The 12,827-nt window shown below is 60.2% G+C and carries 10 protein-coding genes; 3 read left to right on the top strand and 7 right to left on the bottom strand.

All coding sequences use genetic code 11. From position 1 onward, the window contains the following. Positions 1-211 precede the first annotated feature (211 nt). Positions 212-1,021 carry a transporter substrate-binding domain-containing protein gene (locus ACQY1J_RS01785; RefSeq protein WP_430249875.1) on the top strand — a complete coding sequence of 270 codons (810 nt, stop codon included), beginning with the start codon at positions 212-214 and terminating at the stop codon, positions 1,019-1,021. A 214-nt stretch (positions 1,022-1,235) separates the two neighbouring features. Here ACQY1J_RS01785 and ACQY1J_RS01780 read toward each other — a convergent pair whose 3' ends face one another. The 6 genes from ACQY1J_RS01780 to ACQY1J_RS01755 form a co-directional block, all read right to left on the bottom strand. Further along, positions 1,236-3,167, bottom strand: a complete 1,932-nt coding sequence (locus ACQY1J_RS01780; RefSeq protein WP_430249874.1) for a beta-galactosidase — start codon at positions 3,165-3,167, stop codon at positions 1,236-1,238. Further along, complete coding sequence (locus ACQY1J_RS01775; protein WP_430249872.1) at positions 3,167-4,264, bottom strand: ABC transporter ATP-binding protein; 1,098 nt, start codon at positions 4,262-4,264, stop codon at positions 3,167-3,169. Before ACQY1J_RS01775 ends, ACQY1J_RS01780 begins: the two co-directional genes overlap by 1 nt. Continuing rightward, positions 4,261-6,363 (bottom strand): alpha-galactosidase, encoded by a 2,103-nt coding sequence (locus ACQY1J_RS01770; protein ID WP_430249870.1) that lies wholly within the window; start codon positions 6,361-6,363, stop codon positions 4,261-4,263. Before ACQY1J_RS01770 ends, ACQY1J_RS01775 begins: the two co-directional genes overlap by 4 nt. Beyond that, positions 6,360-7,211, bottom strand: a complete 852-nt coding sequence (locus ACQY1J_RS01765; RefSeq protein WP_430249868.1) for a carbohydrate ABC transporter permease — start codon at positions 7,209-7,211, stop codon at positions 6,360-6,362. The genes ACQY1J_RS01770 and ACQY1J_RS01765 overlap by 4 nt, the downstream gene beginning before the upstream one ends. Continuing rightward, positions 7,211-8,119 (bottom strand): carbohydrate ABC transporter permease, encoded by a 909-nt coding sequence (locus ACQY1J_RS01760; protein ID WP_430249867.1) that lies wholly within the window; start codon positions 8,117-8,119, stop codon positions 7,211-7,213. The genes ACQY1J_RS01765 and ACQY1J_RS01760 overlap by 1 nt, the downstream gene beginning before the upstream one ends. A gap of 82 nt (positions 8,120-8,201) precedes the next feature. Continuing rightward, the gene (locus tag ACQY1J_RS01755) at positions 8,202-9,437 is read right to left on the bottom strand and encodes an ABC transporter substrate-binding protein (RefSeq protein WP_430249866.1); all 1,236 of its coding nucleotides are present in this window, start codon (positions 9,435-9,437) and stop codon (positions 8,202-8,204) included. A 145-nt stretch (positions 9,438-9,582) separates the two neighbouring features. Here ACQY1J_RS01755 and ACQY1J_RS01750 point away from each other — a divergent pair, with 145 nt between their 5' ends. Further along, the gene (locus ACQY1J_RS01750; RefSeq protein ID WP_430249865.1) at positions 9,583-10,506 is read left to right on the top strand and encodes a helix-turn-helix domain-containing protein; all 924 of its coding nucleotides are present in this window, start codon (positions 9,583-9,585) and stop codon (positions 10,504-10,506) included. A 197-nt stretch (positions 10,507-10,703) separates the two neighbouring features. Continuing rightward, positions 10,704-12,086, top strand: a complete 1,383-nt coding sequence (locus tag ACQY1J_RS01745) for a GntP family permease (RefSeq protein ID WP_062459880.1) — start codon at positions 10,704-10,706, stop codon at positions 12,084-12,086. Between the two features lie 126 nt (positions 12,087-12,212). Here the strand turns inward: ACQY1J_RS01745 and ACQY1J_RS01740 are convergent, their stop codons facing one another. Next, entirely contained in the window at positions 12,213-12,629 is a 417-nt protein-coding gene (locus ACQY1J_RS01740; protein WP_430249864.1) for a thiol-disulfide oxidoreductase DCC family protein, read from the bottom strand. Positions 12,630-12,827 lie beyond the last annotated feature (198 nt).

The following is a 12,827-nucleotide window of genomic DNA, read 5'->3' as shown; positions in this document are numbered from 1 at the left end:
TAGAGGGGATTAATTACGAAATGCTTTTAAAGCATGTCTCAAAATTGAAGCATTCGCGATTGATGACGAAAACACGCAATGCCGGAGGCGGCCGGGGTCAAGATGAGCTTCTGGTTGGCCGCTGACAAGCATGCGAGAGAAGCTCTTAATCCTTGTATGTTCTAATATTCCCAATACGGGAATCGAGCCCGGACGACAAGAGGAGAGCCAGATGCCGAAAATGAACCCCAGAGCGCTGATCACACTGTGTATAGCTGCTTCGTGGCTCCTTTCGCCCACACATAACCTTAGAGAGGCAGGCGCTGCCGACCGGGCAGGAGATCAGAAGATCAAGGTTGCGTTTGAGGGAGGCTTTCCTCCCTTCAACTACGTGGACTCCAGCGGTCAACTGCAGGGTTTCGACGTCGACATCGCCAAGGCCCTTTGTGAGACGGCACGGCTTTCCTGCGAACTGGTCGTCCAGGAATGGACCGACATGATCCCCAATCTGCTTTCGAACAAATACGACATGATCGTATCGTCCATGTCGATGAGTGCAGAGAGACGCAAACTCGTGACATTCTCGGACAAATACTACGACAGTCCCTCCGTCTTTATCGCACGCAAAGACTCGGTCTTGACCACCATATCGGACGAAAGCCTCAAGGGCCTGCGCGTCGGCATCGCGGCGGAGACCTCACAGCAGGCATACATCAAGAAGTTTTTCCCAAGCGCCGAGACAACGGTGTTTCGCTCCTCGCCGGAGCTTTACAAGGCGCTGGCAAACGAGGACGTTGACGTCATGCTTGAAGACAAGCTTGCCGTGTACGACTGGCTCACGAACACGAACGAAGGACGTTGCTGCAAGTTCGTTGGCACCGACGTCAAGGACACATCGATCTTCGGCGAAGGTGCGGGCATCGCTTTCCGCAAGGACGATGCTGCGTTGACGGCAAAGATCAATGCGGCCCTGGCGGAGCTTCAGGCTGGCGAAGTCTATGACAGCATCAACGCGAAATATTTCCCCTTCAGCATCCGTTGATGCGGGCTATCTGGCATTCCTGAAGATCGGACCAGAATGTCGGGTCGACACCCTGCCGCGAACCGGCCTAAGCCGGAATCCTGATACAGCTCAGCGAATGTCGTAGTGGAGATCCGCTCGCATCATTTCGGTCAGTTCCGCACCGTTCCATAGGGCCCGTTCAGCTCCCGAGCAACCGTTTGGCAGGCGCGTGTTTGGTTGCTGTCTGGCTCGCTCACGCCCGCCAGACAGCAACCTCATACGGGCGAAGAGTGCGCTCGCCGAGCACGATGCGGATCCCGGTTGGAACCGTCCAGTCCTCCGCACCGTAGTTAAACGCGAAGACGAGCTCGCCGCGTCGCCGCATACGAACATGTTCCGGCAGCTCGAACGTGGGGATGTCCGCAGCGTCCAGAACCAGGCTCATCGTTGCGGCAAGGAGTGACTCATCCGGCCAGCAGGCCAGGTAATGGATCTTCTCCTTGCGGGTGAGGGCCGGCATGCCATCGCCGAAGCGGGCAAGAACATCGCCGGTCGCTTCTATATCTTCGCGCCAGCGGATCGCCGCTCCCGAGACCTGTCCCTTCACAGGCTGGGCAAGGCCCGGCCTCAGTGTCGCGACCTGCAACACGCGGTGGCCGGTGAGATCGGAGAGCGGACCGGGCGGCAGATTGTCGGGAATGGTGAAATTGCGGGTTCGGGATCCGGTTCGTGGACCGATCAGGACCACGCCGTCGAATTGGCGGAGTTCCCTCTCCAGATCCGCGGATACTTCCGTGACGCAGGGCAGAACGACGAGCGCGTAGCCATCCAGCGGCGCGCCGGGGCGCACGAAGTCGATATCGACGCCGAGGCGCCGAAGGCTTTCATACCAGCGGAAGGTCAGTTCTTCGTAACGGAAGTCCTTGCCCTGTGGCTGGATCACCGTCGTCCAGTAGCTCTGGTAATCGAAGACAACAGCAACTTTAGCCGTCTGTGTTTCCGGCAGAGTTCCGAAAGTGGCGAGCTCGCTCGCTACCTGTCCCGCTTCACGGCCGCCGGGCGAAAGTTCGTCTAGGCCGGGAAGGTTCAGACCCGCATGCATCTGCTCCTGCGCGAAGGGTGCCTGCCTCCAGCGGAAATAGCTGACGACTTCCGCGCCATGGGCCAGCGCTTCCCAGGTCCAGAGGCGCACCATTCCGGGCTTCGGGATCGGGTTCCAGGGCGCCCAGTTTACCGGGCCGGGTTGCTGTTCCATCACCCAGAACCGGCCACGGCCCACCGCGCGATAAAGATCGTGGTGAAACGGCGCGATATCCGGATGCGATGTCTCCGCCCAGCGGTTGCGCTCCGCCTCCGAGAACGGAAACTTTTCGACGAAACCGATCGGATAGCTGTCCCAGGAGGCGAGGTCGAGATTGTCGGCCAACTGGAAATGGTCGAAATCGAGAACGAAGCCCATGAAGTTATGGGTGATCCAGCGATCCGGCGAATGCCGGCGGATGATCTCGCACTGCATCGCGTCATAGGCCGCGACCTGATCCGAGTGAAAACGCCAGAAATCGAGCCGCGTCGCCGGATTGCTTTCGGTTACGGTGAGGTTCGGCAGCGCGACGTCGTCGAAGCTCGCGACTTCCATCGACCAGAACACCGAGCCCCAGGCTTCGTTGAGCTGCTCGGCAGACTGGTAGCGCAGCCGCAGCCAGCGGCGGAATGCCTTCAGGTCTTCAGGTCCAAAGGACAGCGTCGTGTCGTGGCAGCCGTATTCGTTGTCAGTCTGCCAGCCGACGAGACCCGGATGGTCGCCGTACCGTTTCGCGACCGCCTCGACGATGCGTGCGCTCTCGCGCCACCAGGTTTCCGAGGAAAACGTGTAGTGACGCCGCGAGCCGAAACCGCGCGGACGGCCCTGTTCGTCATAGGGCAGGATGTCGGGATATGCGTCGATCAGCCATTTCGGCGGGGTCGCCGTCGGCGTGCCGAGCACGATTTTGAGGCCGGCCTTGGTCAGGACGTCCATCGCCCGGTCGAGCCAGGCGAAGTCGAAGTTGCCGCGGCTCGGCTCGAGCCGTGACCAGGCGAATTCGCCGATGCGCACGAAGGAAATGCCGAGTTCGCGCATGCGCCGCGCATCGGTTTCCCAACGGTCTTCGTTCCAGTGTTCCGGATAGTAGCAGACGCCAAGCATTATCGTGTGAGATCCCCATTGACGACGGCAAGGCCGTCGGTATCGAACAGATGGCAGGCCCTGGCCGGAATGCCGATGCGGATAGGGTCGCCGGCCCGCTGGCTTGCAAGGCCGTCGGCCTTGACCGAAATTTCCGAACCATCGGCGAGCGAAACGAAGAACAGGGTCTCGGAGCCGAGATGTTCGGCAAGCTTCACGCGGCCTTCGAGAACGACGTCGCCATTGCCGGTCGCATCCAGATGTTCGGGGCGGACGCCCAGCGTCATCGTTGCGCCTTTCACAGAGGCGCCATGCGTGTCGAGCGAAAGCGACGTGCCGCCAGGAAGGCTTGCGTTGACGCGGCCGCTCTCGCCGGGTGTCACGGCAACGGTCAGAAAGTTCATTTTCGGCGAACCGATGAAACCGGCAACGAACAGGTTCTTCGGCCGGTGATAAAGTTCGAGCGGCGCACCGACCTGCTCGATGCGACCTGCCGACAGCACGACGATCTTGTCGGCCATGGTCATCGCCTCGACCTGATCGTGGGTGACGTAGATCATCGTCGCCTGGAGGTCCTGATGCAGTTTCGAGAGCTCCGAGCGCATCTGCACGCGCAGCGCGGCATCCAGGTTGGAGAGCGGTTCGTCGAACAGGAAGACGTCCGGATTGCGGACGATCGCGCGGCCGATTGCAACGCGCTGGCGCTGGCCGCCCGACAATTGCCCCGGCTTACGCTGAAGCAGCGGCTCCAGTTGCAGCATCTTTGCCGCGTAGGCTGTGCGCTCTGCGACAAGCGCTTTCGGATGGCCCGTCATCTTCAGGCCAAACCCGATATTTTCCGCCACAGTCATGTGCGGATAGAGCGCATAGGACTGGAACACCATGGCGACACCGCGCTCGGACGGGCCGACATCGGTCATCTCTTGGCCGCCGATCGACAGCGTGCCGTCGGAAATCCGTTCCAGGCCTGCGATCATCCGCAAGAGCGTGGACTTGCCACAGCCGGACGGGCCGACGAAAACGCAGAACTCGCCATCGGCAATATCGAGATCGACACCCTTGATGACACTGACGGCGCCAAAGCTTTTCTTGACGGCGCGCAGGCTGACGTCGCTCATCGCGTCTGTCTCCCATTGTGAGGTGTTAGTTCGAGAAGCAGGGCACTTTCGGGCCGAAGCATCGGCAAGGGCAGGCCTGCAAGCCCGGAATTTGCCAGATCGAAAGCGATCTCGCCGGAAAGCAGTCGCTTCTGACCGTCCGATATGCGGATGAAATCAGGCTCTGTGGGCAGAACAGTTTCGATGCGCCAGGTTCCCCCGAAGCGTATGATCTGTTCAGGCAACCGCAGGGTTGCGGGTTGTTCGCCCACCATCTGCGGTCCCTGCGCAACGATGACGACGATCTTTTCAGCGCTTGCGGCACCCCAGACATAACGGCCATCGATTGGCTCAAGCCGGAAGTTGGCGCCGGGTGCATGCAGAAGCGGGCGAAGCCGCTTGTGTGTTTCGATATAGAGCGCCAGTTCGGCGCGCTCTTTGACTGAGAGTTCCAGCGGGTTGAGTTCGACGCCGAAATGATAGGCCATCGCCACCAGCGCCCGGAAGCTTAGGGAATGGCGACGGTTGGTCTGGTGGTTGGGGTCTGCGGAAATGTGGCTGCCGAGAATTTCCGGCGGCACAAAAAGCGAGGCGCCGCGCTGGATTTCCAGCCGCTCCAGCGCATCGGTGCAGTCCGATGTCCAGACGCGATGGGTGCGGGCGAGCGCGCCATAATCGATCCGGCCACCGCCCGACGCGCAGCTTTCGATCTCGACATCGGGGTGAGCGGCGCGAACGCGATCCATCAGCGCGTAGACGGCGCGTGTCTGGGCGGCGGTCTTCGCCCTGCCGTCGCGACCGCCGCTATGGGTCAGGTCGCGGTTCATGTCCCATTTGACATAGGAAACCGCGTGGCCGCCAAGCACCGCATCAATCTTCGAAAACAGATAGTCTGAGACGTCCCGCCGGGTAAGATCGAGCACGAGCTGGTTGCGCGACGCAAGCAGTGGCCGCCCTTCGACCTGCAGCGCCCAGTCCGGGTGGAGGGTGAACAGGTCGGACAACGGATTGACCATTTCCGGTTCGAACCAGATGCCGAATTGCATGCCAAGGCTGGTCACGTGATCGACGAGCGGTTTCAGTCCGTCCGGATATTTGCGCGGGTCGATATCCCAGTCGCCAAGGCTCGTCGTGTCGTCGTCGCGTTTGCCGAACCAGCCGTCGTCCAGAACGAAACGCTCGATGCCGAGTGCTTCAGCCGCAGAAGCTTGCGCCTGAAGCGAGTCGAGCAGGTGGTCGAAATAGTTGCCTTCCCAGGTGTTGAGCGTGACAGGCCTTGGGCTCATGGACCCGCCCGGCCACTGGACAAGCTCGGTGCGGACGAAGGCATGAAATGCCTCGCTGTGTGGCCCGGCATAGGCGACCGGGCTCTGGTAACTCTCGCCGGGCGCAAGAATGATCTCGCCGGGTTTGAACAGTTCGCCGAGATGGACGAGGCGCTGGCCGTCATCGGTCCGGTCGATGGCGATCTGGTGATTGCCGCTCCAGCCGAGCGTGACGCCAAAACGCTGGTCAGCGCTTTCGACGAACAGCATTGGAAGACGGTCGTGCGAGGTGCGGCCGCGGCGGTTTTCCTGCATCCATAGGCCATTGCCGAGCGTCTCGCGACGCGTCTGGAATTCACGGCCCCACGAGCCGGTAAAACTGGTGATGGTTGTCTCACCTGAGGGCGCGAGGAAGCTCGCGGCCATGCAGCGATCGAGTTGGTAGTCGCTATCGCCCGCATTGGAGAGCCGGGTTGCGATCGAGAGCACGCCGGACGCATGGTCCGTAAGCGTGATGGAGATCCCGATCCGTGCGACCGGGTCGTTCGCCGAAAGCACGGTCTGTGCTCCGTCCCGTGCTGCCGACCAGCCGCTGAAGGCGAGAATGAAATCGCGGCCGGCGCGGTGGCCTGCAATCGCCGGCCAGCCGAAAAAGCCCATTCCTCCTGATGGCAGCAGGACGGTCGAGGGGACGGCGACGTCCATGCCGTTGATGCGGCTCGATCGTTCGATCTCAAACAGCGGATCGGCGACAACAGGCGGGCGGCCGAAGGCCAGAAACTCGGGCATTCCGTTTTCGGGCAGGCGAAGGCTGAGTGCGAAATCGCCAGAGCCGACAGTTACGATGTCACTCATCCCTTGGTGGCTCCAAGTGTCAGGCCGGCAATGAAATGCCGTTGCATCAGGAAAAACATGGCGACCGGCGGCAGGGCCGCGATGATCGATCCGGCGGACACGAGATGCCAGGCGGCAACCCATTGGCCGTTCAGCGAGTAGAGGCCGGCAGTCACCGGCATGGCGTGCTGGCCTTGCACGAGCACGGTCGCCCAGAAATAGTCGTTCCAGACGAAGGTGAAGATCAGGACGGATAGCGCCGCAATCGCCGGCCGCATCAGCGGCAGCACGATATGGCGAAAGATCTTCCATTCCGACACGCCTTCGACGCGCGCGGATTCGATCAGGGCAAAAGGCAGGCCCTTGATGAAGTTGCGCATGAACAGCGTGCAGAAACCGGTCTGGAAGGCTGCGTGGAAAAGGACCAGTCCAGTTACGGTGTCGTAGAGGCCGAGTTTCAGCGTCAGGTCGCGAACCGGAACCATCAGGATCTGGAAGGGAATGAAATTGCCCGCGACGAACATGAAGAACAGGACGAGGTTGCCCTTGAAGCGATAGACCGCCAGCGCAAAGCCGGTGAGGCAGGAAATGCCGACCGCGCCGATGACCGTCGGGATCGTCACCTTGAACGAGTTCAGGATGTAGAGACCGATCGGAGAATCCCGGAAGACGGCCGTGTAGTTCTCGACACCGGCAAAACCGGAGGGCATGCCGAAGTAATTGCCGGCTGCAAGATCGCCCGCCGGCCGCACCGAGGTGATGGCGACGCCGATCAGAGGCAGGAGCCAGAGGACGAGCGAGACAGGCAGGAGAAACTTGTAGCCGGTTCGCATCCATGGCGATGCGTTCTGAATGGGGGAGGGGAACATCAGGCGTTCCTTTCCTGGACAAGCATCCGCACGATGAAGAGCGAGATGAACACCATCATGATCAGGAACAGCACGACTGCGATGGCGGCGCCGTAACCCATGCGGAAACCGTATTCCGACAATGCCTGCTCGAACATGAAATAGGAGAGAACCTGGCTCGATCCGTAAGGTCCGCCGGCGGTCATGATCGAGACAAGGTCAAAGGAGCGTAGCGAACCAATAACGGTGACGACCATCGCGATGAAAGTCGCCGGCGCTAGCTGCGGCAGGACGACGTACCAGAGAAGCTTGAACCCCTTGGCGCCATCCATCCGCGCGGCCTCGACCTGTTCCGGATTGATGTTGTTGAGACCTGTCAGGTAGAGGATCATGCAATAGGCCGTCTGTGGCCACAGGCCGGCGATGATGATGCCGTAGGTGACGTAGCGCTCATCCGCCAGAACCGCCAGCTGCTCTCCCGTCAGCCACTCCAGCAGTTTCGAAAACGGCCCGAAATCCGGCGCGTAGAACCAGGTAAAGATCAGGCCGACCACGACCTGGCTTATGACGAACGGGAAAAAGAACAGCGACTTGTAGAGCCGGATCCCGGTGACCGACTGGTTGAGAAAAAGTGCTACGGCAAGGCCTGCAGGGATCGCCAGAAGATAGAGCAGCAGCCAGATGACGTTGTTCTTCAGGGAAACGTAGAAGGAATCGTCATCCAGAAGTTCGCGGTAATTGCCAAGCCCGATCCAGACCTTTTCGCCAAGCCCGTCCCAGTCATGAAAGCTGATCCAGATCGACTGGAAGATCGGCAAAAGAACATAGACGATGAACATGAAAAGGCCGGGGGCGAGAAACAGCCATGGCGTGAGCCATTCCCTGTTGTTCTTCGAGCGGCGCGACTGCGGCGTTGCGGAATAGCTCACGACGATACCCCTGCAGATTGTAAGAGTTGCGCCCGGACGCAGGACCTCTCGGTCGCTGCGCCCGGTCTCCTGGGAGGAAGCGCTACTTGTAGACGCGGGTGCGGACCTTCTCGAGCCGTGCCAGGATGGCGTCGATCTTGTCCGGCTTGACCATGAATTCCTGGAAGCCTTCCATGCCGGCCTTTGCCATTTCGGCATTGGCATCGCGGTCGTAGAACTGCGCGAGGCCCTGGGCGCCCGATAGCATCGTGAAGCCGGCCTCGAGGAAGACGTCCTTCGGCTTTTCGGCCTGATTGTTGACGGGCAGCTGGCCAAGCGTGGCGTTCATCGTCGACTGTGCCTGGGCCGAGCCGACGTAAGCCAGGAATTTCTTGGCGTCTTCCTTGTTCTTCGCCTTGGCCGGAATGTGGAACGTATCGGTCGGCGCTTCTTCGGCCCTCGGCAGGCCGGGGGTGATTTCAGGGAAGGGAAGGAAGCCGATCTGCTCTTCCTTCAGACCGCCGTCCTTCATCGTGGCGACGGCGAAATTGCCCATCAGATACATGGCGGCCTTGCCCTGGACGAGCTGCGGGACTGCATCCTGCCAGTCGATCGCCGCATGGTTCTCGATGAAGTAGCCGGGCTTGACGAGCTCGGCCCATTTCTCGAACACTGCCTTTACCTTGGGATCGGTGTAAGGAACCTTGCCCGCCGTCAGGTCCATGTGGAACTGGTAGCCGTTGACGCGAAGATTGAGATAGTCGAACCAGCCGCCGGTCGGCCAGAGCGCCTTGGTGCCGATCGTGAAGGGCGTGATCCCCGCAGCCTTGAGCTTGGCGCTCGCGGCGATCAGCTCGGCCCAGTTCTTTGGCGGGGTGATGCCCTTTTCGGCAAAGATGTCCTTACGGTAGTAGATGCCCCACTGATAGTAGGTGTAGGGCATGCCCCACTTCTTACCGTCGATCGTCATTGACGGTACGGCAGCCTTCATCTGCTCATCGTAGCCATTGGCCGCCCAGACATCGCTCACATCGGCAAACAGTCCCGCCTTGACGAAGGGCTCCATGCGATTGCCGGCATACCAGGCGACGACGTCAGGCGCGTCCGCGGTCAGGAAGTTGCGGATGGCGGCCTTGTAGCCTTCGTGGTCAAAGTTGTTCCACTTCACCTTGATGTCGGGGTTGGCCTTCTCGAAGGCGGCAATCAGATCGCCCATCGCCTTTTTCGGCACGGGATCCGAATGGTCTGAATTGACAGTGATTTCGCCCGCGAAAACCGATGGCGCGATCAGAAAAGTCGACAATACGAGGCCAAGCAGCCTCTTTCTTAGAACGGTCATGTGTTCCTCCCTTGTGACCATCGGTAACCGGATGAAGTCCTAGATTTCAGCCTTACCGATCGAGCTCCTCCAGCCCGTCTTGATGTTCCGCCACAAACCCGTAGAGTTCCACCGTTTTTCAGGGAATGTTTTCCGGGATCCTAAGATGGATAAGGCCGCATTAACCATTTTAAAGGACGGATCGGTTCCGGCACATCCCGATCTCGATCCGCGGCACCCGCTTGTCGTGTTCGGCGACCATCGGTTCTGCGCGGGCGAAACGCTTGTCGTGCAGCGGATGGCTGGCCCGCATATGCACAGTCAGATCGAACTGAATTTTCTTACCCAGGGCCAGATGACCTACTGGTTCGACGGGCGGGAACTGACGATCGGCGCGGGTCGTCTCTGCCTTTTCTGGGGCATGGTACCGCATCAGGTGACGGAGATCGAAAAAGGTACGCGGTTTGTCTGTCTCTATGTTCCCATGTCCGTTTTTCTTGGTCTTGCCACTCTCAGCCGGTTCCGGGATGCCGTCTTCCGTGGTGCGGTCATCGAAGCGACCGTTATCAGGCCTTTCGATGAGGACGTTTTTCTCAGATGGCGCGAGGAACTCTTGCAGGGTGACGAGGGACTGGCAGAGATCGTCCGAACCGAGCTCACGGCCCGGGTTTTGAGGATCGAGCGGGAAGGTTGGCGGGATCTGCGCGAACACGCCCCTGCCATTGCCGGCCTCTCATCCAGTGACAGCGGGCGCGCCGGTCATGTGGAGCAGATGTTGCGCTTCATTGCCGAACACGCCCTCGGCGATATTTCCGTCGATCACGTGGCGCGGGATGTGGGACTTCATCCAAATTATGCCATGAGCCTGTTCAAGCGGGCGGTCGGCCAGACGATGAACCAGGCGATTGCCCGCCACCGGTTGGACACGGCTCGCTCGCTTTTGATCTCGACAGACATGTCGATCACGAATGTCGCCTTCGAATCCGGCTTCGGCTCGGTCTCGCGCTTCTACGAAGCTTTCGCCGACCGCTTCGCCGACCGGCCATCCGCGTTTCGCCGCAGGATGCAGGCAAATGCGCGACGCGACTGACACTGCGTGATGACCAGCCGTTCTGGTTGAACGTCCGATTTCAAGTTGAATAGAGCCTTCGCAGGCAATTCCTGCAAGCCGCGCTGAGCAGCGGCCCTAACGTGGTCGTGCACGTCGATTGAGGTTGAGTTTGCATTCTGGGCGATACCTCCGTACATCGCGCAGACACAACCGCTAAGCCCTGTAGGAGTATAATTTTGCCGGAGTTCGAACAGACCCTGGGAGCGGGTACGCTCATATCCATTGCGGCTGGCGCCGTTGCGCTGCTGCTGGTTCTTATCATCCAGTTTCGCATCCACGCTTTTGTCTCGCTCATTCTCGTCAGTTTCCTGACCGCGCTCGTGACGGGAATTCCGGCAGGGAATATCCTCACCACCCTCACGTCCGCATTTGGCTCGACCCTCGGGGGCGTTGCTTTGCTTGTCGGCCTTGGCGCCATGCTGGGTCGCTTGCTGGAAGTATCGGGTGGTGCGCAGGCTCTTGCGGATGACCTCGTCCGCCGATTTGGCGAAAAACGTGCACCGCTGGCGTTGGGCATCGCGTCGCTGTTCTTCGGCTTCCCGATCTTCTTCGATGCAGGCCTCGTCGTCATGCTTCCGGTGATGTTCACGGTAGGGCGTCGCCTTGGCGGAAGCCTTCTTCTCTACGGCATCCCGGTCGCGACCGCGTTCTCGTGCATGCACGTTTTCGTGCCGCCGCATCCCGGGCCTGTCGCCGCAGCCGAACTGCTGGGCGCCGACGTCGGACTTCTGATCATCGTCGGTCTGTTGGTCGCCATCCCGACCTGGGTCGTTGCGGGCCATTTTTTCGGAAGCTGGATCGGCAAACGCATCTACCTGCCGGTGCCCGACAACGTCACTGATGAGCAATCCTCCGACGACGAGAGAATCTCCCTGCCGAGCCCTGGCCTCGTCGTTGCACTTCTTCTTTTGCCGCTCGTTCTCATCTTCATGAATACCGGCCTCGACTTCGCGCGCGCACAGGAATGGGTCAGCAAGGATGCCAGCTGGTTCCAGCTTGCCCGCACCGTAGGCTCTACTCCAATCGCACTTCTGATTTCGGTTCTCGTCGCCGGCTACGTTCTTGGGCCAATGCGCGGTCGCGATCCGATCAAGGTGGAGCGCATCGTTGACTCTGCTCTTGGACCTGTCTGCTCTGTTATCCTGATCACCGGCGCGGGCGGCATGTTTGGCGGCGTTCTGCGTGCTTCTGGGATCGGCAATGCTTTGTCGGATGTGCTTGCCGATATCGGTATGCCCATACTGGTGGCAGGCTTCCTGATCTCGACCGCGCTGCGCGTTGCACAGGGCTCCGCGACGGTTGCACTCATCACGGCTGCTGGCCTCGTGCAGCCTGCGGTGCAGGCTGCCGGTTATCAGGGTATTCAGCTGTCAGCGATCGTCATCGCGGTCGCATCCGGTTCTGTCATGCTGTCGCACGTCAATGATTCCGGCTTTTGGCTGGTCGGTCGCTTCTTCAACATGGACATCAAGACCACGTTCAAGACCTGGACCGCGATGCAGACGTTGGTGGGCCTCGTTGGCTTTGCGCTTTCCGGGATCATCTTCTGGCTGGCCTAACAACCCGGTTTCATAGCCAGGCACGCTCTTGATGAAGGTGTGCCTGGCTTCCCCCGCGCTAATCGGCAAATTTCGGGACGGTCGGCAGCGAGCCGCGTTCAAACAGCGCCGTGACCACGGTATCTCTCACCGGAAAAACTTCTGCAGAGACGGCCTCAGTCGCAGGAACCCCCGATAGGCCATCTCGAAGAATGGTGTGACGGGAGGCCAGCCTGCGATGAGACCGAGCGGGCGCAAAAGGGGTATCGCACGCCACATGGCGGCAAAGGCTGCCGCCCCCGACAAAAGCTTGCCTCCTTCTTCGGCATGAAACCGCGACAGGATCTCCACACGATCGACAGGACACGATGCCATGGGATCGCAGGCGTCGATGAAGCGGATTGCATTGTGGCGGTCCAGCCTCCGGATCATCGCGATCTCGCGCCGGCAAAGCGGGCAGCCGCTGTCAAACCAGACGGTGACTTGCTCCATCATGACGTGTGCTTTGTAGTGTTGATGAGCATGGCTAATACCTCGAGTGCGAAGAATGCCAAACCATCCCATCTGCACAGATGTTCCGCAAGCATAGGTTACATCACAGGCTACCTGCTGGATGGGTGCCCTCTATCCCCGATATAGGGCATCTTGCGCCCATGAGCGCCCACGTATTCAACCATGGCCCCATCCAAGATGGAAACCAGAGACGCAGCCTGATCGGCTTGCGGCGGCGGAACCTATGGGGCATTGATGGCCTCAGCCACC

Origin of the sequence: Neorhizobium sp. DAR64860/K0K1 (assembly GCF_050500205.1) — a bacterium.
GTDB classification, from domain to species: Bacteria; Pseudomonadota; Alphaproteobacteria; order Rhizobiales; family Rhizobiaceae; genus Neorhizobium; species Neorhizobium soli.
The sequence above is the reverse complement of the archived record's forward strand: the minus strand, read 5'-3'. Positions and strand labels throughout refer to the sequence as shown.